At 46.6% G+C, this 26,135-nt stretch carries 22 protein-coding genes; 2 read left to right on the top strand and 20 right to left on the bottom strand.

The annotated features are described in order from the left end of the window. Positions 1-25 precede the first annotated feature (25 nt). The 16 genes from NYE45_RS06280 to NYE45_RS06205 all read right to left on the bottom strand — a co-directional run bounded on the left by NYE45_RS06280 (position 26) and on the right by NYE45_RS06205 (position 14,779). On the bottom strand, positions 26-1,408 hold the full coding sequence (locus NYE45_RS06280) for a sugar phosphate nucleotidyltransferase (RefSeq protein ID WP_340016062.1): 1,383 nt from the start codon (positions 1,406-1,408) through the stop codon (positions 26-28). Continuing rightward, positions 1,405-2,433, bottom strand: coding sequence for a polysaccharide pyruvyl transferase family protein (locus NYE45_RS06275; RefSeq protein WP_340016061.1), 1,029 nt, complete (start codon positions 2,431-2,433; stop codon positions 1,405-1,407). Before NYE45_RS06275 ends, NYE45_RS06280 begins: the two co-directional genes overlap by 4 nt. Further along, the gene (locus tag NYE45_RS06270) at positions 2,420-3,796 is read right to left on the bottom strand and encodes an oligosaccharide flippase family protein (protein ID WP_062833046.1); all 1,377 of its coding nucleotides are present in this window, start codon (positions 3,794-3,796) and stop codon (positions 2,420-2,422) included. Before NYE45_RS06270 ends, NYE45_RS06275 begins: the two co-directional genes overlap by 14 nt. An 8-nt stretch (positions 3,797-3,804) precedes the next feature. Then, positions 3,805-4,707 carry a glycosyltransferase gene (locus NYE45_RS06265; RefSeq protein WP_340016060.1) on the bottom strand — a complete coding sequence of 301 codons (903 nt, stop codon included), beginning with the start codon at positions 4,705-4,707 and terminating at the stop codon, positions 3,805-3,807. A 46-nt stretch (positions 4,708-4,753) separates the two neighbouring features. After that, positions 4,754-5,776 (bottom strand): glycosyltransferase, encoded by a 1,023-nt coding sequence (locus tag NYE45_RS06260; protein ID WP_340016059.1) that lies wholly within the window; start codon positions 5,774-5,776, stop codon positions 4,754-4,756. Between the two features lie 11 nt (positions 5,777-5,787). Continuing rightward, on the bottom strand, positions 5,788-6,732 hold the full coding sequence (locus tag NYE45_RS06255) for a glycosyltransferase (RefSeq protein WP_340016058.1): 945 nt from the start codon (positions 6,730-6,732) through the stop codon (positions 5,788-5,790). Positions 6,733-6,753: 21 nt separating this feature from the next. Then, complete coding sequence (locus NYE45_RS06250; RefSeq protein WP_340016057.1) at positions 6,754-7,821, bottom strand: glycosyltransferase family 4 protein; 1,068 nt, start codon at positions 7,819-7,821, stop codon at positions 6,754-6,756. 37 nt (positions 7,822-7,858) lie between these two features. Continuing rightward, positions 7,859-8,338, bottom strand: coding sequence for a PssE/Cps14G family polysaccharide biosynthesis glycosyltransferase (gene pssE, locus NYE45_RS06245; RefSeq protein ID WP_169480186.1), 480 nt, complete (start codon positions 8,336-8,338; stop codon positions 7,859-7,861). Further along, positions 8,335-8,793: a PssD/Cps14F family polysaccharide biosynthesis glycosyltransferase gene (gene pssD, locus NYE45_RS06240; protein WP_340016056.1), complete on the bottom strand. Its 459-nt coding sequence runs from the start codon at positions 8,791-8,793 to the stop codon at positions 8,335-8,337. The genes pssE and pssD overlap by 4 nt, the downstream gene beginning before the upstream one ends. Further along, a complete protein-coding gene (locus NYE45_RS06235) occupies positions 8,790-10,166 on the bottom strand; it encodes an O-antigen ligase family protein (RefSeq protein ID WP_340016055.1) in 1,377 nt (458 codons plus the stop codon). The genes pssD and NYE45_RS06235 overlap by 4 nt, the downstream gene beginning before the upstream one ends. A gap of 34 nt (positions 10,167-10,200) precedes the next feature. Then, complete coding sequence (locus NYE45_RS06230; RefSeq protein ID WP_235599463.1) at positions 10,201-10,860, bottom strand: sugar transferase; 660 nt, start codon at positions 10,858-10,860, stop codon at positions 10,201-10,203. Positions 10,861-10,895: 35 nt separating this feature from the next. Then, a complete protein-coding gene (galU, locus tag NYE45_RS06225; RefSeq protein WP_340016054.1) occupies positions 10,896-11,798 on the bottom strand; it encodes a UTP--glucose-1-phosphate uridylyltransferase GalU in 903 nt (300 codons plus the stop codon). A 186-nt stretch (positions 11,799-11,984) separates the two neighbouring features. After that, positions 11,985-12,662: a CpsD/CapB family tyrosine-protein kinase gene (locus NYE45_RS06220; protein WP_340016053.1), complete on the bottom strand. Its 678-nt coding sequence runs from the start codon at positions 12,660-12,662 to the stop codon at positions 11,985-11,987. Further along, complete coding sequence (locus NYE45_RS06215; protein WP_340016052.1) at positions 12,643-13,398, bottom strand: Wzz/FepE/Etk N-terminal domain-containing protein; 756 nt, start codon at positions 13,396-13,398, stop codon at positions 12,643-12,645. The genes NYE45_RS06220 and NYE45_RS06215 overlap by 20 nt, the downstream gene beginning before the upstream one ends. 32 nt (positions 13,399-13,430) lie before the next feature. Further along, positions 13,431-14,189 carry a CpsB/CapC family capsule biosynthesis tyrosine phosphatase gene (locus tag NYE45_RS06210; RefSeq protein ID WP_062833036.1) on the bottom strand — a complete coding sequence of 253 codons (759 nt, stop codon included), beginning with the start codon at positions 14,187-14,189 and terminating at the stop codon, positions 13,431-13,433. Between the two features lie 155 nt (positions 14,190-14,344). Further along, a complete protein-coding gene (locus NYE45_RS06205) occupies positions 14,345-14,779 on the bottom strand; it encodes a hypothetical protein (protein WP_340016051.1) in 435 nt (144 codons plus the stop codon). A gap of 348 nt (positions 14,780-15,127) precedes the next feature. Between NYE45_RS06205 and NYE45_RS06200 the strand changes: the two genes are divergently transcribed. Then, entirely contained in the window at positions 15,128-15,496 is a 369-nt protein-coding gene (locus tag NYE45_RS06200; protein WP_047841965.1) for a helix-turn-helix domain-containing protein, read from the top strand. A 97-nt stretch (positions 15,497-15,593) separates the two neighbouring features. Here the strand turns inward: NYE45_RS06200 and NYE45_RS06195 are convergent, their stop codons facing one another. From NYE45_RS06195 to NYE45_RS06180, 4 genes are all read right to left on the bottom strand, one after another. Then, positions 15,594-15,749 carry a hypothetical protein gene (locus NYE45_RS06195; protein ID WP_167350832.1) on the bottom strand — a complete coding sequence of 52 codons (156 nt, stop codon included), beginning with the start codon at positions 15,747-15,749 and terminating at the stop codon, positions 15,594-15,596. 228 nt (positions 15,750-15,977) lie between these two features. Further along, a complete protein-coding gene (gltB, locus tag NYE45_RS06190) occupies positions 15,978-20,576 on the bottom strand; it encodes a glutamate synthase large subunit (RefSeq protein WP_340016050.1) in 4,599 nt (1,532 codons plus the stop codon). Positions 20,577-21,248: 672 nt separating this feature from the next. Next, positions 21,249-23,531, bottom strand: coding sequence for a YhgE/Pip domain-containing protein (locus NYE45_RS06185; protein WP_340016049.1), 2,283 nt, complete (start codon positions 23,529-23,531; stop codon positions 21,249-21,251). 206 nt (positions 23,532-23,737) lie between these two features. Further along, positions 23,738-24,319 (bottom strand): TetR/AcrR family transcriptional regulator, encoded by a 582-nt coding sequence (locus NYE45_RS06180; protein WP_340016048.1) that lies wholly within the window; start codon positions 24,317-24,319, stop codon positions 23,738-23,740. Between the two features lie 381 nt (positions 24,320-24,700). On the opposite strand from NYE45_RS06180, the gene NYE45_RS06175 reads away from it, so the two are divergent. After that, complete coding sequence (locus NYE45_RS06175; RefSeq protein ID WP_340016047.1) at positions 24,701-25,915, top strand: glycosyltransferase; 1,215 nt, start codon at positions 24,701-24,703, stop codon at positions 25,913-25,915. The last annotated feature ends 220 nt before the right edge of the window (positions 25,916-26,135 follow it).

Genomic DNA, 26,135 nt, shown 5'->3' with positions numbered 1-26,135 from the left:
TCTCCCCCATGTCCTAATGTGTTGGTTACGCGTGCTTCACATATGTCTGAACAATGTCCTGCCATTCGGTAGATACTCTAACGATATCTTCCTCAATCAGTTGGCTGCCGATCTGCACTTCGATGATCTCCAGTTCCGTAACGGCTCTGACCGAATGAAGCATACTCCGATCAATGACCACCGTGTCTCCTTGCCCGATCATTCGGCTCTGCCCATCCAGAATCAATTCCCCTGTTCCCGATACAACCGTCCATACCTCATTGCGAAGCAAATGATATTGATAACTCAGGTTTTTCCCGGCACTAATGCAGATTCGTTTGGTGAGAACTTCGCCGCCAGATTCGTTTCTTGTATAATCCAGCACCCGGTAGCAACCCCATCTGCGCTCCTCGTACATGGGACGTTGGTCCTCATTCTTCAAAATTTCCTTAATGCGTAGGCTAGCCTCTTTGTCACTGACCAGAATGCCATCCGGACTCACAGCTACCACCACATCCGACAAGCCCAATATCGCAACCGGGATGTTCAATTCATTGACCAGGTGAGTATTCAGGGAATCTCCCGTGATCCATCCTTTACCTACCACCGAAGTTCCCATCTCTTCCGTGAGTGTGTTCCACGTGCCTAGATCTTTCCAGAAGCCGTTATAAGGAATGGCGATAATCTGATTGGCTCGCTCGACCACCTGGTAATCAAAACTGATCTTGTTCAATCTTCCGTATTGCTTCAGCATCTCGTCATATTGAATCGGCAGTTCCATCTCAATCAGCAGATTGATCAAATAACCCAGCTTAAAAGCAAAAACCCCGCAATTCCATAATGCGGCCTGCTCCATCATAAGGGCCGCATCGGATTCGCAGGGTTTCTCCTGGAACTTCGCTACATTCATGTATTCATTGTTATTTTCACTGGAAGACAGGGATTGCGGAATGATGTATCCGTACTTCTCTGACGGGTACGTCGGCACAACCCCCATTAAGGCCAGATCAGCACCAGACTTATCCAGCATCTCCGGCAAGGTTGCCAGAACCTCAAAGAATTCTTTTTCTACAAAAGGATCGACTGGCAAGACTGCAACCGTCTCATTCAGACTCACACTCTCTACGGAATACAGATAAGAGGCTGCGAGCGCAATCGCAGGAAACGTATCTCTGCGCTCAGGCTCCACGACCAGTCTCACATCGTCTCCCAGCTGAGAAGTCAGGATCTCCACCTGTGGCAAACTGGTTGCGATGAGCGCCTCTGATGCAAGTCCGGCATGATTCAGCTGTCGCCATACTCGCTGTACCATAGATTCCGGACTTCCCTCAGGCCCGTGAAGCACTTTAAGAAATTGCTTGGATCTGGAATCGTTGGACAACGGCCAGAGACGCTTGCCAGAACCGCCAGATAACAGAATACTTCTCATAGGGCTGCACCATCCGAGAGAACAACCGTACTTGCTCCCTTGCCGGTCTCGGTTTGCTTGTTATATGTGCTGGTCTGATTGGATTCGAGTCTTCCTGCTGGATTGCTCTTCGTCCAGGCTGCATAATAATTCGAGTTTTTGCCATATGAATTATCCAGCAGGATGTTCGGTTGATCCAGGAGACAGGCCAGAATATGTCCATGCAGACGGGATGTGGTGATGGTTTGGTATTTATTGAATTCCTTAATGGCCGTATGTACCATCCGATCAGAGTATTTGTACCACAACCAGCGGGCGAAAGAGCTACCTTTCCCTGACTTCAACCGGGATGTAATCATGCGAATGATCTTCCGGTCGACCCGGTTGTACAATGTTTCCCAGTCTTTAAACGTAGCCTTGGGTCCACTGACGGATTCGTAATGCACCTGATTCTGAGTCTTCTCAATGTCTTTACGGAAGAAATACAGCATCTCTGCAGTAGGCTGGCTCTTGGACTTCAAAGGCCACAATTGATGTGCCATATCCGGAGATAGATACACATTGGTTTGTTGAAATTCTTTACTGGCTATCTCATAAGATAATGTATCTCTGACAAAAAAGTGCACATCCTTATGACGATTGAATACTTGGGCTGTCTTTTTCAATTCAATATCACTCTTATAAAACATCGTCTGTGGCAGAATTACGATCCGGTGATTGGGATGCTGGGCAATCATTCGTTCTCTCAATTTCTGATGGGCAGGGTACAAGTCACCAAAGTTACCTCCCCCGTGCAACACAATCGTGATGCCCTCCGGAACCTTGAGAGACAAAGGGCAATCCAGAATGCTGTATCTGGCACGTACATGAATATCATTGTCTCGGAAGAAAGCCTCAGTGCCTTTCATTATCAACAAGTCGCCACCATTGCTATGCACCGGGTAATCCAGATAATAGATTTCGGTACGCGGTGGGATGACCTTCAAAATCTGACGTAAATGTCCCTTCAACTCTTCCATTGGATGAATATTGTTAGTGCCCAGCATCTCCATCTCCTCCTTGGGTGACTCTTCTTCTTTTTTTGTTTAACCGTTCATAGAGAAACGGCAGATCTTCCTTGTCATAGAACATGGCGGCAAACTTCACCTTAAATACAATCTTCATCGCGGCTACAGTGACTACCATTCGTACAATGGACCCGATCAGCAAAGCAATTGCAATGCCGTTAAGCCCCCATAGCGGGGTGAACACGAAGAACAAGGCCACCGTCACCGAGAGTGCAATGAGCTGTCTGATCATCACAAGCCCTGGTCGACCCAGTGCATTGAATGCGGAAGCCAGAATCCAGGAGCCACCACCAATGATGCATTCCACAGCCAAAATATAAAATGCAACGCTCGCTTCCAGAAATTCAGAGCCAAACAGAAGACCCATCAGATAGTTCCCCACAAACATGGTGGGTATCACAATGATCATCATGACCATGAGCGAGATACGGAAGGCTCTGCCAACTGTTCGAATAATCTGCTCTTGAGGCAATCCGGTCACTTTCGGAAAAACAACATTGCTGATCGCCGTTTGAACGGCATTGTAGATTCTCGATAACGCGAATACGACGGAATACAGTCCAAAATCACGCGGGGTGAGCAAAGCCAAAATAATGATTTTATCGAACTGGGTATACAATGTTCCTAACAATTCAACGCCATACACCTTGCTTCCATAACCGAAAAGCTTCTTGGCCGAACTCTGGTCCACCCGATCCTTGAACCATCTCAGTCTCAACTCATTACGGTTGGCATAGATAGCCCACGCCACCACGGAGAAGCTTGTTACAAAATAGATCGCAGCCGCGAGCTGAATGCTCAGCATGCCCAGGCCCCATAACACAAAAAGCCCGCCTACATTAAACAGGGGGATCATTAACCGAATGCCATTATATACAGCGAATTTCTCCCGACTCTGCGAGAGGGCTGATATGAGATTGATAACAATGAGGACAGGAACGGTAGCAATCGTATACCATCTGGATATCTGTACTACCTCTGGCGGAAAGCTGGAGAGCCAGAAGGGTAATCCAAACCAGGCGACTATACCGATGATAATGCACACCGGAACCTGAAAGAGAAAACTTAACCGCACATACTGGGCACTCTTCTCGGTTGCGCTTTGTTTGATGTTATAAATGATGGATGTCGGTAGTCCGAACCCGACCAATCCGGTTAATAGCGCAGGCCAGAACAGGATGGCCGAGAATGCGCCCTTTCCCTCTACGCCGAACATGCGTGACGTCAAAATGGAAGACAGCATCGTTAGTGTCATGACCAGCAGATTGGTTCCACTTGTCTGGAATATGGCACTCATTAAGCCGTTTCCTCTGAATACTTTGCGAAGTGCAACTTGCGCCATAGCGATCCTCATCCCTTACTGTTTTGACGAAGCGACCCAACGATCATGCCGTTTCTGTAACATACTTTGGCAAGCTGACGTGTGAACCGATCTGTATTATAGATGTAGATCAGTGCCGTTGTGATCCCTTGCGCAAGCTTAATGCCATGTTTGGCCGTACGCACAACACCACGATCCTGATCCCGAATGGCATCACTCACACCCTGCCAATAGATTCGGCGCAGGAACCAGTTCTTCGTCGTTCGCTCTTTCGCTACTTTATGTTGTACAGCGCCATACGGCGTGTAATATACCTTGAACTTCGTGCGTATCCTTGCAATTAACTCACTCTCTTCACTGGAGAGAAGATTGTTCCCCACTCTGCCAAGGTCCTCACGAAAGGGAGCCAGTTGATCGAAGACCGATAAACGAAAAGCCACATTCGCACCAAATGGAATATAAGGGCTTTTCATCTCAGTTACTTCATCTGCAAAATCCAGAATGGTGAACAGTGACCTGTTCTCGGGTGGAATCCACATCGGTTCTGGCACTTCCCAGATCGGATCAATCTTGCCACCGACACACCCAATGCTCTCACTCATCTCAAACACGCTGACGATCTGGCGAATCCAGTCCCTGCAAGCAAAGGCATCATCGTCAAGAAACAGGATATATTCGCCGCGCGCCTCGTGAATGGCCCGATTGCGGGCTACCGACAAGCCTTGCTTTTCTTCCAACACATACCGGATTGAATGGTTCTCATGCTGCAAAATCGTTTGAAGCACGATTTCCCGTGTGTTGTCTTTCGAATTGTTATCAATAAGTATGATCTCGTAGTCGCTGCTTGCGTAATTCTGCTGTATTGCACTTCGTATGGCCTCTACCGCATCATGTGCACGGTTATACGTACAGATTGCGACGGTTACCTTCATCATTTCATCCCCATATTTTTGAATTAGGTCCACTCTCTCATCTGTACTAGCTGGAGTACAGGGTGAGTGTCCTTTGGGCAATCACTGGCCAGTCCAGCCGCTCCAACGCTTTGACAAAACCACTGCCTTCCTGGAACTCCGATTGCTTTAACCGGATCATATTCATCGCCTTGAGCAATCCATCCGGATCGGAAGGTTCGTAGAGCACTGCACAATCTTCCGGCAGATATTCTTCCAGCAGACCAATCCTTGGCGCTACAACCGGTTTGCCAAAGGTCAGTGCCAGAATCGCGCTGCCTGAAGTCGCAATCTGTTTATAGGGAAGGATGATGGAATCCACCGCTTCAAAATAGTCCGAATATTCATCATCTTCAATAAAATGAAAATGGGTATGGATATGTCCGCTCTCGAGAAATTCTTCACGGAGATCGTAGTCCTTCACCTTTTTACCGGCAATCAACAGATGGGCTTGATCGGAGTTCAGAACCTTGAATGCCTCCAGCAAATCATCCACGCCCTTGTACGGCGAGACCTGACCGAAGAACGCATACACATAACTATCCTCCGGGATGCCAAACCGGGAACGGATATTCACGCCTTTTCCCTGATACACTCCCTTGTAATGTCCATGCGGAATAACCTCGATCCGGCTGGAATCAATCCCGAACGTCGAACAGATTTCGGAGATCAGGGGTTTGCCCATGACAATCAGCTTGGAGCAATTTCGGACCAGTATTTTTCTCATCCAATAATCGAACCGCGTCTTGCCGGTGTTGTGAGGCCAGATGTTATGCACCGTCCAGAACAATTTAGCCCCGCGCAAGCGTGCAAAACAGATCATTAATACATACAGAATGGATTTGATCACTGTTGACAGCACGGATGAACCTCTGTAATAGAAGCTGGGCCAATGAAAATGCAGCACATCATTTCTTTTCAGTTTAATTAGATCTTTTTTGGTAAACTGCTTCACTTCCCATCCCTTGTTCTCAATGGAATCGGATAACAGCTCGTTGAATTTATTGTTCTCAATCATCTTGGGTAGCATATACACCGTCGGATTCTCCATCCAGGCACCTCTTACTTTAGTTTCATTCGCACAGGTTCCTCTGTATACGTTCCAACTGCGCGTCTTGCATGGAATCTCATCAGAAAACCTTGCATCATGATCTTGGTATTACGCTTGAGCAGCACCCAATCTTTCCACCAGGGATACAAGGACAGTGCTTTTCTCAAATAAACGTTATTGCGAAGCGTATTTCTCGACCATTCGAGCATTCGATAATGGTGTAACTGACGGCGCTTCTGTTCCTTGGACATATCGTTGTAGTATTTCAAAATAATCTTGCGTTGGCCCTTGTACTTGGCCGTTGTAGAGGTTGAAATTCGTGGTCCACTATGGATGTTGATATCCACCAGTGGTTCTTTCACATTCACGGCGATATAGCCTCGTTTCAATATGCGCAGATAAAAGTCGTAATCCTGAGCGGATGTCAGATTCTCATCAAATCGAACTTCACGGGCCAGTGAGGTAAGTACCATGATTTTAGACGTTTCTCCGATCCAGTTGAATGTAAGCAGATCCTCATACCGAACAACATCGCGAGGTTCCACCGACAATTTCCGTTTGACCACCTGATGCTGCTCGTTCGTGTATGCAAGATACTTGCTGCAAAAGGTGAATGATTCCTGTGTGCGCTCCAGCACTTCCGCCTGGGTTTTAATTTTGTCAGCCATCCATTCATCATCATCATCCAGAAATGCAATGTACTTGCCATTGGCATGGGATATCCCCACATTCCGTGCATGATTGGCTCCTTTGGGAAACGGAACCCGGATGTACCGAATCCGTGAATCTTCCCGGGTCCAAGCCTGACAGATTTCCGGCGTCTGATCTTCTGAACCATCATCCACAATGAAAATCTCCAGATACGGATGTGTTTGCTCACGCACACTTCTTAACGCATTTTTCAATAACTCGGCCCGGTTATGGGTCGTAATGATGCAAGATACCAAGGGGTTCATTTCATCACCTTTTCCTGTTCACTAGGATACCTTCACTTGAAGTGCATCATATATTCCTGACAATCTGCCTACGAGAAGATTCATATCGAATTTATCAGATATAATCGCTCTGTTATGTGAACCCATCCTTGCTCTAACCTCTTCATCCGTGATGAGATATTCCAGTGCTGATGTTAGCCCGTGCACATCTCCCGGCTCGATTAACAGCCCATTATGACCAGTTGTAATCACTTCGGGGATGCCTCCGACGGTGGTCGATATAATGGGCAAGCCACAATTCATTGCTTCAAGTATGGCCATAGGTAATCCCTCATGATAAGAAGGCAGGACCAGTAGATCCGCTTCCCGCATCAGCTTTTCCTTTTGCTCTCCGTTAATCCAGCCGAGTACGTTGACACGATCCTCTATTCCATACTGCTGTACAAGCGCTTTGACTTCTTCGACTTCGCCATCCCCCGCCAGATTGAAGGTGGCTGTAACGCCCAGCGCCTTCAATTGCTGAATGGACTGCAGCAGATCATAGACGCCTTTTCGCTCACCCAATCTGCCCATGAAGAGCGCATTAACAGCTGCCTGTTGTTCTCTGGCAAACGGTTCTCTGACAAAGACCCCGTTATAAAGAACCTCAATGGCTGTCTCCGGCACAATCGTAGCAAAGTATTCTTTCCACGTCTGGGATAAGACAATCAACTTGTCTGCCTGATTCAGAATGTAGTGACAATACTTGCGCTGCAGAGCAAATTGATTGTAGAAATCATCAAAGCTGGCCGCATGAATATGCAGAATCACTGACTTTCGAAACAACTTTCTTGCGGTTAGCAGAAATAGTGACTTCCGATAAAAGCTACCATTGTTCGCCATATGAATATGCACGATATCCGGCTTGAACGTGTACAGCTTCATCCAAAACTGAATAAATCCCCGTATAAAAATAAGCAGCCGTGAGAACACGCTGCCCGTGATATACGTTTCGACTCGCTGCATGGCATACATTTCCGAGATGGAGGATTCCTCAATGTTTTTGATGACACTCACAATTCCACCCATATCCTTCAAGGATGATCCAACAACCAATACTTTTGGTTTCATGATAGACTCCTTTTTTCATGGTTAATCTTCCGACCTCTTACAGGCTGTTCACGTAGTTTTTGATGGATGAGATCAGATCAGACTGTTTTCTCACATAGGGCTGGAACGTCAGCTCCTCTATGCAAGGAATCAGCTTTTGCAACTCAACCTGACTCTCCGCGACGGCCACATAGCCGTTTTCCTGAAAAACTTTGGAGATCTCAAGCTGATGGTCATCCACATGCTCACCCCATTCTTTCCGGCGTGGAATGACGATAACCGGCTTGCCGCGTTCGAGTGAATTCGTGATGGAGCCGACACCTGCATGAGAAATAATGCATCTGCTTCGCTCCACATATTCATTCATCTCTTCCTGCGTGAGGAAAGGAATCACAGTGAAATTTCGCGGCTGATACTCGGTATATCCGGATTGGGCGACAACCTCTTCTTCAATAATTCCCGCCTCAATGGCCTCATCAATAAGCTCGAACATCCGATTGAATGGAAAGCGCTGCGTTCCAACGATAGCAAATATCAAAATAAAGCCCCCCTGTATTTCGCATTGGGATAGCTATCCTGCAACGTTTCCCATTGGATGAAAAACTCATCCGAGATTTTGTACATCAATCTCCCGGTTGCGCTGGAGGAATAGATTTTGGCATAACTTTCGATGTAGATCAGCTTGGCACCGAAGATTTTACCGATGAGGCAAAAAGGATATGTAGCCCCTGCCCCTGTCGTAATGATTACCTTTGGACGCTCACGCAGATATAGAAAGAACGATTTGATAATGTTAGCCATAAAGATTAGTAGGAACATCGCATTCTTACGCTCTTGCTGCATTAAGAAGTATACTTTGCCTTGAGCCGAATCTACTTTTCTGCTTTTGTTCTTTTCCGTAATCAGAAAATAATCATGTTCTTCAACTGCAGGAATAATTTTGGTTAATTCATCAAAATGACCGCCTGTAGAACTGATCAAACAGACCTTCATGTTCTAATCTCCTTTGAAAAGGATACGTCCTTCGCTCGCTGTACCTGTACATCGACTTTTGCTTCGATCCCTGACTTGGTACGGACTCCATTTCCCGTAGCATATAACGCGTTCAGGAAGATACAGAATGGAGCAATCAGATGAACGGTAGACAGGGTATTGTCAAAAAAGGAATACGTCAGGAAACCGATAATCATGCCGGCAAAATACAACCGGATCATGCCGCCCAATCGGAGGTATACGGCCCGGAACACCAGAAGCAGTGAAAGAAACAACAGGATGGCTCCAACTAACCCGCCATCGTAATAAAAACGAATGTATTCATTATGCGGAACGACGAAGCCAGAAAAGATACTTCCATCATTGGCTACGAGAGTCGAGCCGAGCCCACGTCCAAATATCGGATACTCATTCGCTTTGCCAATAAAATAATTCCAGGCTACATCTCTTCCCGACAAGCCCTTGCTCTCTGACCTCATCTCATAATTGTCCCACTGCGCAATGACCATATAGGCCACAGCGACAACGAACAGAATGAGAGGAATGATGGCACTAACTCTGCCTTTAATGAAGGCTTTCAGTTGATCAAAAAGATAGACCAGAATAATCGGAATCAGCGCAATAAGCGGCCCCCTTGTTCCCGTCTGGACCAGAATGACCAGATGTGTCAAGGTAAGCATGTAATACAGAACAACCTGATGGCCTTGCTTGATCTGAATCAGACAGACGCAGATCGAGATAAAACACAACATGGCCAGATGCGCTGCGATGTTCGCTCCCTGTAATCGGGTTACTCCCGACATCTCCAGGTTAGTAATGGACAATATGCCGGCCAGTTGCAGAATATAACCACCAGCAAGACTGAACAGCGGCAACCATGCGAGTACACGTATGATTCGTTGGCTGATCTCTCGGGAAAAATGGGGCATCAGCAACAAAAATGGAACAATAACGCCCAGAAATGCCTTGAATGGATCTAGTGGACTAACCTTACTCGGCAGGTCCGATAGAAAATAACTCTCCACAAATAAAAAACCGATCGCCAGTGCAGGATAGATCATCTCTTTGCGAATACCAAAGCGTAAAAAAAGAGAGACGACGAAGCCCAGGATCGCCAGCTTGTAGAATGACAGCGAATCCAGTCCTGCAAGGTGAATGCTAAATATTTTATCGATAGACAATGAAAAACTTACGATGAGAATCATAAAGATCCAGCTGGGCTGTTTAATATAAACGCCCAGCAGAATCACAGATATGAGTGCAACAACCGAGATTAGCGGAAGATAGATTGCTGCGAAGATAACTACCAGCGAAAAAAGAATGATATTAAACGACTTCATATTCAATGCAGCAAGTATACCGGTCTTTTGCATATCTGCTATGCCACCTCAAAGCCAGAATCGTGTTTCAAAACGCATCCTTCGAACCAACCAGTACCCTGAACGTTCTGAAGATAATTTTGATATCCACCATCATATTGCGCTCACGGGCATACGTCAGATCCAGCTCTACCATTTCATCAAAACCGACACTATTTCGGCCGCTAACTTGCCATAATCCCGTACATCCCGGAATCATCTGCAGGCGCTGTCTGTCATACGAAGTGTAATTCTGTACTTCTCTGGGCAGAGCAGGTCTGGGTCCAACGAGACTCATCTCTCCTCGGAACACGTTCCACAACTGTGGCAGCTCATCCAGGCTGGTTTTTCGAATAAACTTGCCAATTCGTGTAATGCGGGGATCGTTCTTCATTTTGAACATGTTCCCATTCACTTCATTCTGGTCAATCAGCTGTTCCAGCAGATCTTCTGCATTCGCAACCATCGACCTGAATTTGTACATATGAAACTCTTTCCCATTCTGTCCGACCCGTACCTGACGAAAAAAAACAGACCCCTGCGGGGCCTCGATTTTGATCAGTATTCCGATGACCGCAAACAAGGGGCACAAAATGATCAAACCTATGAAAGAACCCAGCAAATCGAGCATTCTTTTCATAAATAGATACACTTTATCTGCATTTTGTCCTGCCATCGTTGATGCATTGTACCCCAGACTTGGGTCCATAACGATCTCCGCTTCCTTCGTTTGGGGAGATGGACTCATTCAAACTCCCCCCCGGCTGCATGTTCTACCGACTCTTTTTCCAGAATCTGTTGCAGAGCTTGCAGCATTGGAATTCTAAGTTCCTGTTTTTGCAGAGCGAAGTCGATGGTCGTCAAAATGAATCCCAGTTTCTCGCCCACGTCATAACGTACTCCCTCGAAATCGTAAGCATACACTCCTTGTGTCTCATTTAAACGCTGAATCGCGTCCGTTAATTGAATCTCTCCCCCTTGACCAATCTCCTGTTGCTCCAGATGTTCGAAAATCTCTGGACTCAGTACGTATCTCCCCATAATCGCCAGGTTGGAAGGCGCTGTGCCTTGGGCAGGTTTCTCTACGAATCTGAGAACCTCTGTCAAACGGCCATCCGATTGTAACGGGTCCACAATGCCATATCTGTCTGTCTGTTCAGCAAGTACGGTCTGTACGCCAACAATGGATTGTTGAACCTGATCATATTGATCAATCAGTTGTTTGGTGCATGGCACTTCCGATACGACGATATCATCTCCGAGCAACACGGCAAAAGGTTCGTCACCGATAAAGTTACGTGCACACCAGACAGCATGACCAAGTCCTTTGGCCTCTTTTTGTCTTATGTAGTGGATATCCACATTAGAAGATTTGCGGACCTCTTCAAGCAGGCCCAGTTTGCCTTTTTCCAGCAAGTTGTGTTCCAGTTCAAAAGCGTTGTCGAAATGATCTTCAATCGCCCGCTTACCTTTACCAGTTACGATGATGATGTCTTCAATTCCAGAGGCAATGGCTTCCTCAACGATATACTGTATAGTTGGTTTGTCCACAATAGGGAGCATTTCTTTGGGCATCGCTTTCGTGGCTGGCAAAAAACGAGTACCCAGTCCAGCTGCAGGAATGATTGCTTTTCTCACTTTTTTCATAAATACCACCCTATCCTCTTTTTTTTAGTTTGATAAAAGTTGAACCAGGGCATCTAACCCGTCCTCACGTCATACCTTTGACGATTAACGTCTAAGGTTCATTGAACCCACAGCATGACCGAGTGCCTACAGTGATAAAGGTGCAGTAGACATTACCTGTTTCTTCGGGAACATCAGATGGAAGTTTTACTTCTCTCCGTAGCCCACCGGAACTGCAGCGTTTTTGATATTGTTCAAGATCGCGCCCAGAATCCGTGCATTCACATGCTCCAGAGCAGCCTTGGTCTTCTTCACCAATTCCTTCTTGACCTTGCCCGAGTTCACGACCAGCAGCACACCATCACACAACGAACTCACAATGAGTGCATCCGTTACTGCGAGCACCGGCGGCGTATCAAACATGATGACATCATATTGATCCTCTAACTCCTCAATCAGCTTTATCATCCGTTTGGAACCGATCATCTCGGATGGGTTAGGCGGAATTGGGCCAGACGTAAACAACTGAAGATTGTCGATATAACTTTCACTGAGCACCTCTTCCACACTGTACTGATTGGACAGCACGCTGCTGAGACCGACATGATTCGGTACGGAAAACACCTGGTGCAAAGAAGGATTACGCAGATCCGCATCGATCAGCAGAACTTTCTTGCCTTCCTGGGCATAGGTCACCGCCAGGTTGCTAATGGTTGTGGTCTTTCCTTCTCCGGCTTCGGCCGAAGCCACCATAATTTTTTTGATATGACTGTCGATCGAAGAAAACTGGATGTTGGTCCGTAATTTACGGTATCCCTCCGAGATTTGAGATTTGGAGTTAAAATAGGTCACCAGACTGTTATTTTCATTGGTTAGCCGCGACATATTTTCCATCCCCCACTTTCTGTTGAGATACGTAATTTTTCGTATTTTTCAGATCATCTTTTTTCATTTTGGATATCACTGTAAGCACAGGAAGGCCCAGCTCTTTTTCCAGTTCGGTTTCGGATTTGAATGTATCGTCCAGATAGTCCAGCAGAAATACGAGCGCAATCGCAAGCACAAGACCTGCGAACAGGCTGACAATGATGCTTAATGTGGTTTTCATATTGATTGGAGGTACGGTACTATCCACTTTTGCTTCACTGAGGATAGCCACATTATCGATTTTCATGATCAGGGGGATTTGAGATTGGAACACGTTGGAGATGGCATTGACCGTTTTCGCGGCTTTTTCGTAGGTAGTCCCTTGTACAGTTATGCTCATCACTTGGGATTCGCTGGCTGTAGAGACGGAGGTGCTATTCATGAGCTGAGCAGAGGTTAAGCCCAAGTCCGGATACGTGGTAGCGACTTTATCCATAATGGCGGAAGATTTAATAATTTCTCTGTACGAGTTAATGAGTTTGATGTTGGTTTGAATCATGCTGAAATCCATCATCGCCTGACCTTGAACGGTAGAAGTCTGGTTCACGATCAGTTTGGAACTTGCCTCATAGATGGGCTGAGTGAAAAAAATGCTTTTGACCCCTGCACCCACACCGGCTATTAAAGCTATTGCAACAATCAACCACAGTTTCTTTTGTAAGAGTCGAAAATATCCTTTAAGTTCCACTTTCATTCCTCCTATACGTTGTGATCAAACCTATGTAACTACCAGATGGACAGCAACCATTTGCGAGGTTTCCAGCGTTCTGTGACCAGGCTCGAATTCGATAGAATGTGGGATGCATTCTCTGCCAGCTTTTTGACGGCTTCTGCTCCGAATCGACGCTCGATGACTCGCTCTCCTTCACTTATGGCAAACGTCCTTTTGCACGTATCATGCGCATCTGATGAAATGAAATGAAACCCGTTTTCTTTGCAAAAATGAAAACACCACTGCCGAACTTTTCGACCGAAAAGCCCTGTGAAAGATTGAGCCGTGAGCTGACATAACCCACCTTGACTCAAATAATCAGCCAACAGCTTTGGCTTCTTCAAAATGACACGATTGCGTTCCGGATGAGCAATAATAGGGGTAATTCCCGCTATTCGTAATTCATGCAGTATCCTGGGGAACTGTGAGGGAATATGACCAAAGGGCAGTTCCAGCAACATGTAACGACTTCCGGCGAGTGTGCAGCACTTCCCTGCATATAAGTCTCCAATCAGGTTGTCATGCACCCTGATCTCCTGTCCGGGACGGATCTCCAGGCGAATATTACGTTTGCGAAGTTCTGCATGAAGCAGGTTCACGGCCTGATTGACCACCATCGGTTCATTGTTGTATTGCCCGTTCAGGTGATGCGGAGTAGCAATAATGGAGGTAATTCCTGAGGCTGCCGCCTTCTCAGCCATCGCAACGGACTGCTCCATTCGAACAGGACCATCATCCAGACCGGATAATATGTGGCAGTGCATTTCAACCATATCCAAACTTCCTGAAATAGTATGATCCCCCTCGCCCTTTTATTCATTGCGCAAATGCTTTTGGTGTTAAAGAACTAATGCATAACGCTATGAAATATAGTAAAATGGCGTTAAGTGCATGTTTTATTCAGAAAATGTTAAGATTCTACTTGGAATTATATGGTGAAATCAATGTAATGATAGGGTTTTTGCAGGGCCCTTTGCTCTGTCGCCTTTTCATACTGAAAACGGGAAACCGTTGGAAACTGAACCTCAGTAAGCATTGCGTTTAACTGTCCAGTTATATATAGTTTCTGTTCGTGCTGAATATGCAAGTTTGAATGATACATTGTGAGCTCTCCGAAGGGCTGTTTCCATTGCAACCTTGCGTGAAGTCTTACACATACATGATGATCTTCAACATCCAAACCAATGAGCACTTCTGGTGATACTGGTAAGTTCAGGTCGCTCAGAAAGGTAATCGCTTGCGTGTCCATTCCAAGTAACAGAACGGGTCGTCTTTTGCGGTCTACCATTTTCCCATGAAACTCCTGAATGTACATATGGACATTTAATTTCATATCAGCCCATTCCTGAATTATTGAATTCATGGTTTCATTCCTTTAGAATGGATTAGCCTACATTGGACTGCCTCTACTTCCTTCTCACAGGTATATGGTGGAGGCAACTAGGAGATACTTAAAATATTCCAAATGATACATTTTGTAACTCCATACGTCCAATTTACGATACAATACGTATCATGTCAAGCGGTATTTGGACATGGTTCTTTTGATTTACGACAATTTGAGATGTCCTTAGACAGACCTATTTACAAATGGAAATGGTTGAAGGAAACGCATGAGGAGTTACTCTTTTGCAGGAAAGCTGCCCTGATCAAAAACTTGGCTCAGGATTGTTTCAATATATATTTGATGTCGTTCAGGGGGAAATAGCTTATGAGCTACGGAAATCGCATTGCTGAATTAAGGGAACAGCGGGGACTTACTCAAGAAGAACTTGCGAGCTCCATTCATATTACAAGAGCTGCTCTCTCCCACTACGAGAAGAACCGACGTAAACCGGATTTCGAAGTGTTAACGAGACTTGCCGACATCTTCGACGTGTCCATTGATTATCTCATTGGACGTACGAAGCAAAGTGATGTCGTAATGGATGAAGACGTACGTGAATTCGTTGACACCCTGGAGTTATCGGACAAGGAAGTGCTGGAGCGCTTCGATCTGATGATTGATGGTAAGTCCTTAACGGAAGAAGAGGCACGTCGTTTTATTGCTTTTGTCCGAATGGAACGCAGCATGGACTAAACCCGAAAAGAGGACCCAGTTCCCGAGAGATGCACTCTCCGGCTGCTGGGCTTTTTTGGTGTCTTGAATTCCCTCCATTCCATGGTTGTCTATTGTGTCAAGGACGCTTGTTGTTGACGGAGGATACGAATTGGTTCCAACGCTCCGGGTCGATTCCGCATTGCAGTAAAACCTTCATGATGTCCATCTGGGTTGCTTCGACTTGTTTACCTGTCGGCTTACGATCGCCCCTGTTTGGATGCTTCATATTCATTCCGCTAACCTCTCTTATCTTTATACTTTCCCTGCACTCCAAAACTAGCCTTATTATACTTGAGAAACTTCCTCAATGTTGTCGTCTCATGGCGATAACGTTTTTTGAACGGGTTCTAATTTTGTCGAAAGCCAAATAGGAGCAATATGGTGCCAGAATGGCAACCATATTGCTCCTATTATTCTTAATACAACCTGTTCATGCACTTACACTTGAACAAGGAAGTTATTAGCCTCCAGCACGTGCAAGTTCACGCATGTTCGCTTCAAATGCTGCAAGCAATGCCGCTTCTCCAGTCAAACCAGTCGCCTGAATCCGTTCAATCTGCTCTGTCATGCGTTTGAAGTCCTTCGGAATAACCCGAACGAACTGATTCACCGCATCTTGCCAGTTATCCAGAATGCGCTGACCAGCGGCACTTCCTGTGTTGGCAACATGACGTTGAATCATGCCTCGAAGATCTGCACTTTCAGCCACATCTTCGATACGCTCCAAAAGAACCATTTCCAGATTACAACGTTTCAGGAATGTGCCTTCCGGATCATATACGTAGGCAATACCTCCGGACATCCCTGCTGCAAAGTTACGACCTGTATCGCCGAGTACAACGACACGTCCACCCGTCATATACTCACAACCATGGTCGCCGACACCTTCAACGACGACTTTGGCGCCCGAGTTACGTACAGCAAATCGCTCACCCGCAATACCACGGATATACGCTTCACCACTTGTTGCTCCGTAGAGAGCCGTGTTCCCGATAATGATGTTGTCTTCCGCCTCGAACGTTGCTTTCGGAGAAGGCATCACGATCAGTTTACCTCCGGACAATCCTTTACCCACGTAGTCATTGGAGTCGCCTTCAACGGTTAAGGTCATGCCTTTAGGTACAAAGGCCCCAAAGCTTTGTCCCGCAGAGCCGACAAATTTGAATTTAACCGTGTCTTCCGGCAATCCTGCGAGTCCATATTTGCGTGTGATCTCACTACCCAAAATGGTACCTACAGCACGGTTAACGTTCGTAATTGGAAGTACCGCTTCAACCGGTTGACCGGATTCAATAGCAGACTGTGCCAGTGGCAACAATTGCTGCATATCCAGCGTTTCTTCCAATTGGTGGTTCTGATGCTGTGTGCGGTAACGTGCAGAGCCTTCCGGCATTTCCGGCACGTGCAGCAATACAGACAGATCCACACCTTTTTTCTTCCAGTGATCTACGGCTTCTACCGTTTCGAGGCAATCTGTACGTCCCACCATTTCCTGGATGGTACGGAAACCAAGATCAGCCATGATCTCACGCATATCTTCAGCAACAAATCGCATGAAGTTAACCACATGAGCTGGATCACCCATATAATTTTTACGCAATTCCGGATTCTGTGTCGCTACACCAACTGGACATGTATCCATCTGACAAACACGCATCATGATACAGCCAAGCGCAACGAGTGGTGCTGTAGAGAAACCATACTCTTCTGCTCCAAGCAAAGCTGCAATCGCCAGGTCACGTCCGTTCAGCATTTTGCCGTCTGTTTCGAGGACGACACGGTCACGCAGATTGTTCAGCATCAACGTTTGATGTGTCTCTGCAAGACCCAGTTCCCAAGGCATACCTGCGTGGCGAATCGAACCTTGCGGTGATGCACCTGTACCACCGTCATAACCGCTGACGAGGATAATATCGGCACGCCCTTTGGCTACACCAGCTGCGATGGTACCCACGCCCACTTCCGATACGAGCTTCACGTTGATCTCAGCACGCGGATTGGCATTTTTCAAGTCATAGATCAGCTCCGCCAGATCCTCAATCGAGTAGATATCGTGATGCGGTGGTGGTGAGATCAGACCTACGCCTGGTGTTGATCCACGAACTTCAGCAACCCAAGGATACACTTTACGTCCTGGCAACTGTCCGCCTTCACCTGGTTTAGCTCCCTGAGCCATTTTAATCTGAATCTCATCGGCATTAACCAAATAGTTGGATGTAACACCAAAACGTCCGGATGCGACCTGTTTGATCGCACTGCGACGGGAATCCCCGTTGGTATCTTTAATGAAGCGAGCCGGATCTTCTCCACCTTCACCGGTATTGGATTTACCTCCAACACGGTTCATAGCAATGGCAAGATCTTCATGCGCTTCTTTACTGATTGAACCGAAGGACATCGCACCCGTTTTGAAACGACGCATGATATCTTCAACAGATTCAACTTCTTCGAGTGGAATGGAAGCTCCAACCGGTTTCAGCTTCAGCATGGAGCGAATAGTCAACAGTTGATCATTCTCACCTTGAACAAGTTTGGAATATTTTTTATACAGCTTGTAATCCCCAGTACGTACTGCGTGTTGCAGGGTATGAATGGTTTGCGGATTGAACAGATGCTCTTCTCCGTCGTTACGCCATTGATAGTCCCCACCGGAATCCAATACTTTATCGTTACCGTCTTTTTCCGTAAAGGCACGGTTATGATGTGTCAACGCTTCGGCTGCCACTTCTTCCAACCCAATTCCGCCGATGCGGGAAGGGGTCCATGTAAAGTAACGGTCAACGAAGTCCGATTTCAGACCCACCGCTTCGAAGATTTGAGCTCCACGATACGATTGAATCGTAGAAATCCCCATTTTGGACAACACTTTAGTAACGCCTTTGGTAGCTGCTTTAATGTAGTTTTTCACTGCTTTCTCATGCGAGATACCACGCAGCAACCCTTGCTGAATCATGTCATCCAGTGTTTCAAAGGCCAGATAAGGGTTCACCGCACTTACACCGTAACCCAGCAGCAACGCGTAGTGGTGAATATCACGCGGCTCTGCGGATTCGAGCATAATGCTGACTTTTGTTCTGGTTCCCTGACGAATCAGATGGTGATGCAGACCTGCTACAGCAAGCAATGCAGGAATGGCCGCATTCTCTGCGTCTACACCGCGGTCAGACAGGATCAGAATGTTATGACCTTTGTCGATGACACGGTCTGCAGCTTCGAAGAGAAGTTCCATCGCTTTGCGAAGTCCTTCTGCTCCTTCCGCAGCGGTGAAGAAGATTGGAATCGTCATGGAGCGGAAGCCTGGGCGACGCACATGGCGAATCTTCGCAAAGTCTTCATTGGACAATACCGGTGTATCCAGACGAATCTGGCGACAGCTCTCCGGTTCAGGGTTGAGCAAGTTACGCTCAGGACCAATCGTTGTTGCCGTAGACGTTACAATCTCTTCACGGATTGCATCGATTGGCGGGTTGGTTACCTGCGCAAACATCTGTTTAAAGTAGTTGTACAGACGCTGTGGACGATCCGACAGGACAGCCAGCGGTGCATCATAACCCATCGAACCGGTAGCTTCCATACCTGTTGTTGCCATAGGCTCCAGGATTTTACGAAGCTCTTCAAATGTATAACCATATGCGAGCTGAAGCTGGGTCACGTTATCATGTTTTGGATCAGGCAGTTCCGGTGCTTCCGGCAACTCGCTCAGATCCATCAAATGCTCATCAAGCCAATCCTGATACGGATTCTCGGCTGCAATAATTGCTTTTACTTCCTCATCCGCAATGATGCGGCCTTGTTGTGTATCCACGAGCAACATCCGACCTGGACGCAGACGATCTTTGTAAAGGATCTCTTCCGGTGCAATATCAAGTACCCCAACTTCAGAAGACAGGATAATGCGGTCATCCTTGGTTACATAATAACGAGCTGGACGCAAACCATTACGGTCGAGTGTTGCACCAATTTGCAAACCGTCTGTAAAGGCCATTGCTGCTGGCCCATCCCAAGGCTCCATCATCGTGCTGTGATACTCATAAAATGCCTTTTTGGCAGGGTCCATGCCCTCATCTGTGCTCCAAGGTTCAGGAACCATCATCATCGCCACGTGTGGCAGAGAACGTCCACTCAGATACAGGAACTCCAGCGTGTTATCGAACATCGCTGTATCCGAACCGTCCGGATTAATGACCGGTTTCACTTTGGCGATGTCATTACCGAACAACTCGCTCTCGAACAAGGACTGCCGTGCATGCATCCAGTTCACGTTACCACGCATCGTGTTGATCTCACCGTTGTGGATCATGAAGCGATACGGGTGGGCACGTTCCCAGCTTGGGAAGGTGTTCGTACTGAAACGGGAATGCACGAGTGCAATAGCCGATTCAACAAGGTCTTGCTGCAGATCCAGATAGAACTCTCCCACCTGTTCTGTTGTCAGCATGCCTTTATATACAATTTTGCGACAAGACAAGCTTGGCAGGTAGAATGAACCGCCTTCTGCTTCATCTGCCGAATAACGAATAGCCAGCTCAGCGCGTCTGCGAATAACATACAGTTTACGCTCGAATCCAAGCTCATCCTTCACATCTGCAGATCTTCCAATGAACACCTGACGTACATAAGGTTTCGCTGCAAGTGCAGAACGGCCCAGCATTTCATCAAAAGTAGGAACATCCCGGAAACCCAGGAACGTCTGTCCTTCTTCTTCAATAATCTTCTTAAGGCTCTCTTCATGCGCACTGCGGATGGCAGGGTCTTGGGAAAGGAACAACATCCCTACGCCATAGAAACCCTGTTCTGGCAATGCAAAACCAAGGCGTTCCGCTTCCTGTGCAAAATAGCGATGTGGAATCTGAATCAGGATACCTGCTCCGTCACCGGAATTCGGCTCACTTCCCTGTCCTCCACGGTGCTCCATGTTACTAAGCATGGTCAGTGCCTGACTAACGATATCGTGTGAAGGTACTCCTTTGATGTTGGCAACAAAACCCATTCCGCATGCGTCTTTTTCGAACTGCGGGTCATACAGACCCTGTTTTGGAGGTAATCCGATGTGTCTCATGGAACGCAACCTTTCTATAATGAAGTATTTCGGAAAGATCAAGAACATAGGCAACAGGCAACAATGAAACGGGAGGAGCTGGCCTTTCGCTTGCGATAGAGCCTGCTAGATAGAAGAGGTGACAGCATGAGACTGTCAAAAACATATGCCTGCTATAGGGCAGAAGCCATTAAGTGAGATGAGCTGATTCGGACGATCCGACAAACAGCATATATAAATCAACACGCAGCCGCTGGCACGGCTACTGATATGGAGCGACGTTTTTTGATATAGTTCTATTATTTTAACACCGACCTAACATCAGCGCAATTTAAACTTTTTAATACCTCTGATAAGAAATGTTTTGCAGTACAGCTTTACTGTAATGACGTTTAAATTCATCTCTTTTTCGAATAATTATACACTTTTTAAGCCAGAGTACAACTGAATTAAATTGCTGACAGAAGAAAATCGTTCCATATGTGGCCTGCGTTTAAGCATAATTCCACCAAATTGTCACCGCTTGATCCAGCGAATCTTTGCTTCTCTATGCATTTGTATACAAAATAGCCTGCAACCCCATTTTGGGGTTGCAGGCTATTTGCACTATTTGACTACTATATTGCATAATTTCGCTACATGAAAATAAAGTTTTTTTTCGTAAATATCACACTGCTGAAGATCAGATTGGACTTATGCTGTCACAACTTGACCAGAATCAGCCCGTTCGACTTCCTTTTTCGGACGTCTGCCGTTCCAAAGGAAGTAGGCCAGCGTCAACACGATGGACACACCAGCATAGATACTAAGAATTCCTGCCTGATGCCACATCACATCCAGATTGCCACTCGATACAACCGCCTTGAAGCCCATAATGCTGTGCGTCATTGGCAACCAAGGGCTGAATGCCTGAAGCCATGATGGAATCAGTTCTACAGGGAACGTACCTGCGCTAGCCGCAAGCTGGAAGACCAGCAGCAGAATGACAACATAACGTCCAGGCAGATCCAGCCAAGTTACAAGTGCCTGAACAATAAACATAAAGGTCAGGCCCGTAATAATGGTGAACAGATAGAACAGCCCTACGCTGTGTGTCTCCAGTCCAAGACCGTATAACATGAAGCTTGCCACGATAACCGATTGGAAAATGCTCACGGAGCCAAATACCAGTGTCCGGCTAACAAAACGATTCCAGCCTGTTGCACCAGGTACGGACGTTTCCCGCATTTTCAATACAATCGTCGAAATCAGCGATCCCACGAACAGACCGATGGACAGGAAGAATGGTGTCAATCCTGTACCATAATTGCTCACGTTCTCGGCTGTGTTCTCCGAAGAGTTCACAGGTTCAGCGAACATGTTCACCACATCATCCGTTTTCTTAACTTCGGATGTTTTCTGTGCGGCATCATTCAACTTGGTTGCCAGTTCACCTGAGCCATCTTTTAACTCAGTTAGACCGTCAGCCAGTTTGCCTGCGCCATCACCCAGTTGCTTTGAACCATCGGTTAGTGAACTAACGCCACCACTGAGTTTACCTACACCCGTTTGCAAGGCTGTCGTACCTGTACCCAGCTGCTTGGCACCATCTGCAAGCAATGTACCACCACTTGCAGCATCGCCCAGTTTGCCACTGAACTGCTTCAGACCATCGGAGAGTTTCGCTCCTCCTTGACTAAGCTGTCCGGCACCAGCCAGCAATTGCTTTTGACCGTCCACCAGCTGGTTCGCACCAGCAAGAAGTTGCTCCTGACCTCCATGAAGCTCGGCTGCACCCGCAGCCAGTTGCTGGTTACCCTGATGCAACTGATCTGCACCCTGTGCCAGCTTCTGCTCGCTCTCATGCAATTGTGCACTGCCATCAGCAACAGCTTCACTTGCCGCAAGCAGTTTCTGTACATCTGCATTTTCAGCCAGTTCCGAGTTCGATGCAGCAAGTTGTTTCAATCCGGCGGCTACACCCTGTGCGCCATCAGCAACCTTGGAGCTGCCATCTACAGCCGATTGCAGGCCTGTTGCCAGTGTACCGCTGCCCTGAACGGCTGTTTGCAGCCCTTCCGACAGCTTCGCACTGCCCTGTTCGGACGATTGCAAGCCAGCTTGCAGCTTGCCTGTACCGTCCAGTGAGGACTGCAATCCGGTTTCCAGCTTGGCACTGCCATCCTTCAACTGATCGGCTCCGCTCTGAAGCTGGCTCGAAGCGGCTGCCTGAAGCTGTTGCAAACCGGAGACAAGATTCGATGTTCCACTTTCAAGTTTGGTCGCCCCTGTGTGCAGTGCGTTAACACCATCACTTAATGGAGAAAGTCCTTCCTGAAGTTCAAGTGTGCCAGATGCGAGCTTCGCCAAATTATCCTTCAGCTTCACTGCACCATCATCCAGTTTACCCGCACCCGTATTCAGCTCCCCTGCTCCGTCGCCTGCCTCGGCTAAACCATCGGATACTTCGGAGAACTTATCGAGCAATGTCTCTGCATAGGATTCCGTAACTTTGGCCGAGACCTTCGCTTTCAGATCCTTAATAGCAGTCTTACCGATCTGTGCACCGACAAAGCTGTAATTGCCATTGGGTTCATAGATCAGATCAGCCGGCTCGGGCTTGTCATCGAGCAACGTTGTTGCCTGAGATGAGAAGTTCTCCGGAATTGTAATTTGCATATAATATTTGTCATTACTCATGCCTTCTTTGGCTTGACTGGCACTGACAAAATCCCATTTAAAATCTGCATTTTTCTTCAGCTCATCTACCAGATCACTACCCACATGGAGTGATTTGCCCTCCAACTCAGCGCCTTTATCCAGATTGACAACGGCAACCGGCATCTCATCCACATGACCATAAGGGTCCCAATAAGCCGCCAGATAAATGCCACTATACAGGATCGGTATAAACATAATTGCAATAACAGGGATCAACACCTTCGGGTTTCTCACGGCCGATCCCACATCCTTGAAAAACACGGATAAAGATTTCATGTCATTTTCTCCCCTTAATCTCTCTGCTCTGTGAGCAGGAATAACCATAATGAAACACAATGTCACGTTCCAGAAAACATACTGAAACACGAAGTGACCACTTTCCTCAAACGGTCACTTTAGAGCAAAAAAACAACCTGTCTTCCGACAAGCCTCACTGCTTGATACGCGTAAAAACCCTTATATTATAGTAGAATAAATTCGGATTACGTTACAGCAGCAATTCCTTCCATTAAGAAAAGGCGAAAGTAAGTCTTAATTTCCTCTTTGCTCAGCGGTTGATGTTGTTTGCTCCAGTCTGAGGTGAGCGCAATGTACAGGCGAATCATCATAAAAGCGACAACTTGTGGATCACAATCCCGAATCTCTCCATGTTCTTTCGCTTTCTCAAGCTCCCGAGCCAGAAAATCGGAGATCACTTTCTCCACTTTGTCCAAACCTTCCTTGGCCTGCAGTGTACCAAAGTCCTTCAGTTCCTGAGATAGCTTAACAAGCAGATCGTGATCACGACGAAACTCCAACAATGCATCCAGTACACGAAACAGATTATCGAAAAATGCACTTTCCTGATGTACTTCACGATGCGCAATGTTCTTCATTTCCTGAATCACTTCTACCAGGATCTGATCAAACAATTGTTCCTTATTCGTAAAAAACGTATAGATCGTTCCTTTGCCAACATTCGCAATCTTGGCAACCTGATCCATCGTCGTTGCTTTGTATCCAAACATGGCAAACGACTGGGCTGCTGCATGTATCACCTGCTGTCTCCTGTCAATCGGAGCCATCTAATCCCTCCTTTATTCTGATTCATTGTTCAAACGTTCCATATAAATGACCAAAAATACAATTCAGTCATTCGGTCAAAAACTACAATACCACCTTCGAAAACAGATTGCAACCCTAAAATTTAAAAAATTGTGTTAATATTTTTTAACCTAAATGCAGTGGAAACTCCTTCTGTCGTCGTCTATAGTGTAAGATGACTCAAACAATACGCACATAAATGAAGTTAGGCTGTCTCAGAGTAAGATATATAGTGTAAATATTCTATAGAAGAAACATGATTTTGCGTTTCAATGTATATTCATGTAGTAACGCAATCCATAGCTAGAATAAACGATGAATATCTTAATCTTGAATTTAAACTTATGAATAAAGGTGAACTCATGCGAAAACCAAGAGTGCTCTTATTATCGGAAGGATTCGGTACCGGTCACACTCAGGCCGCTCATGCGCTGGCACATGGCATCAAAAAAGTCAGTCCACATGTTCACAGTCGTGTCATTGAACTAGGCAAATTTTTAAACCCAACAGTGGCTCCGCTAATCTTTTCTGCATATCGAAAGACACTGTCCGTTCAACCCAAACTGGTCAGCCTGTTGTACCGCACACAGTACAACAAATCATTAAATGGCTTTACCAAGCTGGCGTTACACCGGATTTTCTATACACAGACAGCGCAGGTTGTATCCCAGCTGAAACCGGATGCGGTGATCTGTACCCATCCTTTTCCAAATGCAGTGATCTCCCGGCTCAAGCGCCAGGGTCTGAATATTCCACTCTATACCGTCGTGACGGATTATGATGTGCATGGAACATGGATTAATCCGGAAGTGAACAAATATCTGGTCTCTACCCCTCAGGTCAAAGCATTGCTTGAGATCCGGGGTGTCGATCCCTCTCACATTCAGATCACAGGAATTCCTGTGCATCCGGACTTCTGGGAAGCAGGCGACAAGGTGAAGCTGCGAGAAGAGATGGGGCTTCAGAACATGCCTACCGCGCTTCTTATGGGTGGAGGCTGGGGACTTTCGTTTGATGAGGATCATATGAAAGCTCTCACGTCCTGGGCAGATCGTGTGCAAATGGTCTTCTGTCTTGGAAGCAACGAGAAAATGATCGCGAAAATGAAGGAAATGCCTTGCTTCCAACACCCTAATATTCGCATCCTGGGATACACGCGGGAAGTAAGCAAACTGATGGATGTATCCGATGTGCTCATCACGAAGCCAGGTGGCATGACATGCACCGAAGCACTAGCCAAGGGTCTACCGATGCTGTTCATCCCTCCGCTGGCAGGTCAAGAGGAAGAGAACTGTGAATACTTTGTACAAGCCGGATACGGTCAGGTCATTCACTCTGCCGACGTAATCACCAATCGTTTCAGACAATTATGCGAGCAGGCATCCTCTCAAGCTGAAAGCCCGCTGAACGTAGCGCATAATTCAGGTAATCGTTCAGCCTATGATCCAACGTGTTGTGCACAAGCTGTCCATGACTTATTATTCCCGACAACATCCGAAGTCACAACAACGCCCGTGGAGCGCTTCACAGCCGGAATTGCTGCCACGTCCTTGTCAGGTACCAGAATGCCATTCTGATGCCTCTATGGACCTATAGAACAGCTCTCACGAGGTGTTATAGGGGACAAGACAAATACTCCTTATATACAAAGAAGGTTCCCTTCCGTAATTTTGGAAGGGAACCTTCTTTTATTTTCACTGGATCCACCGTATGATTTGGCAGAAAAAAGGGTAATTTAGAGTATAACAATATTTGAAAATAACGAAATAAAACTACGATTCAGGCTTTTTCAAGGTC

The sequence above is a fragment of the Paenibacillus sp. FSL K6-1318 genome (assembly GCF_037976905.1).
Taxonomy (GTDB): domain Bacteria; phylum Bacillota; class Bacilli; order Paenibacillales; family Paenibacillaceae; genus Paenibacillus; species Paenibacillus amylolyticus_A.
Note: the sequence above shows the minus strand (reverse complement) of the source record. Positions and strands in the feature narration are given on the sequence as shown.

What these genes read in the sequence shown, in the direction of transcription:
- NYE45_RS06280 (WP_340016062.1), bottom strand. Translation starts at nt 1,408, where the DNA reads ATGAGAAGTATTCTGTTATCTGGCGGTTCTGGCAAGCGTCTCTGGCCG.
- NYE45_RS06275 (WP_340016061.1), bottom strand. Translation starts at nt 2,433, where the DNA reads ATGCTGGGCACTAACAATATTCATCCAATGGAAGAGTTGAAGGGACAT.
- NYE45_RS06270 (WP_062833046.1), bottom strand. Translation starts at nt 3,796, where the DNA reads ATGGCGCAAGTTGCACTTCGCAAAGTATTCAGAGGAAACGGCTTAATG.
- NYE45_RS06265 (WP_340016060.1), bottom strand. Translation starts at nt 4,707, where the DNA reads ATGAAGGTAACCGTCGCAATCTGTACGTATAACCGTGCACATGATGCG.
- NYE45_RS06260 (WP_340016059.1), bottom strand. Translation starts at nt 5,776, where the DNA reads ATGGAGAATCCGACGGTGTATATGCTACCCAAGATGATTGAGAACAAT.
- NYE45_RS06255 (WP_340016058.1), bottom strand. Translation starts at nt 6,732, where the DNA reads ATGAACCCCTTGGTATCTTGCATCATTACGACCCATAACCGGGCCGAG.
- NYE45_RS06250 (WP_340016057.1), bottom strand. Translation starts at nt 7,821, where the DNA reads ATGAAACCAAAAGTATTGGTTGTTGGATCATCCTTGAAGGATATGGGT.
- pssD (WP_340016056.1), bottom strand. Translation starts at nt 8,793, where the DNA reads ATGAAGGTCTGTTTGATCAGTTCTACAGGCGGTCATTTTGATGAATTA.
- NYE45_RS06235 (WP_340016055.1), bottom strand. Translation starts at nt 10,166, where the DNA reads ATGCAAAAGACCGGTATACTTGCTGCATTGAATATGAAGTCGTTTAAT.
- NYE45_RS06230 (WP_235599463.1), bottom strand. Translation starts at nt 10,860, where the DNA reads ATGGACCCAAGTCTGGGGTACAATGCATCAACGATGGCAGGACAAAAT.
- galU (WP_340016054.1), bottom strand. Translation starts at nt 11,798, where the DNA reads ATGAAAAAAGTGAGAAAAGCAATCATTCCTGCAGCTGGACTGGGTACT.
- NYE45_RS06220 (WP_340016053.1), bottom strand. Translation starts at nt 12,662, where the DNA reads ATGTCGCGGCTAACCAATGAAAATAACAGTCTGGTGACCTATTTTAAC.
- NYE45_RS06215 (WP_340016052.1), bottom strand. Translation starts at nt 13,398, where the DNA reads ATGAAAGTGGAACTTAAAGGATATTTTCGACTCTTACAAAAGAAACTG.
- NYE45_RS06210 (WP_062833036.1), bottom strand. Translation starts at nt 14,189, where the DNA reads ATGGTTGAAATGCACTGCCACATATTATCCGGTCTGGATGATGGTCCT.
- NYE45_RS06205 (WP_340016051.1), bottom strand. Translation starts at nt 14,779, where the DNA reads ATGAATTCAATAATTCAGGAATGGGCTGATATGAAATTAAATGTCCAT.
- NYE45_RS06200 (WP_047841965.1), top strand. Translation starts at nt 15,128, where the DNA reads ATGAGCTACGGAAATCGCATTGCTGAATTAAGGGAACAGCGGGGACTT.
- NYE45_RS06195 (WP_167350832.1), bottom strand. Translation starts at nt 15,749, where the DNA reads ATGAATATGAAGCATCCAAACAGGGGCGATCGTAAGCCGACAGGTAAA.
- gltB (WP_340016050.1), bottom strand. Translation starts at nt 20,576, where the DNA reads ATGAGACACATCGGATTACCTCCAAAACAGGGTCTGTATGACCCGCAG.
- NYE45_RS06185 (WP_340016049.1), bottom strand. Translation starts at nt 23,531, where the DNA reads ATGAAATCTTTATCCGTGTTTTTCAAGGATGTGGGATCGGCCGTGAGA.
- NYE45_RS06180 (WP_340016048.1), bottom strand. Translation starts at nt 24,319, where the DNA reads ATGGCTCCGATTGACAGGAGACAGCAGGTGATACATGCAGCAGCCCAG.
- NYE45_RS06175 (WP_340016047.1), top strand. Translation starts at nt 24,701, where the DNA reads ATGCGAAAACCAAGAGTGCTCTTATTATCGGAAGGATTCGGTACCGGT.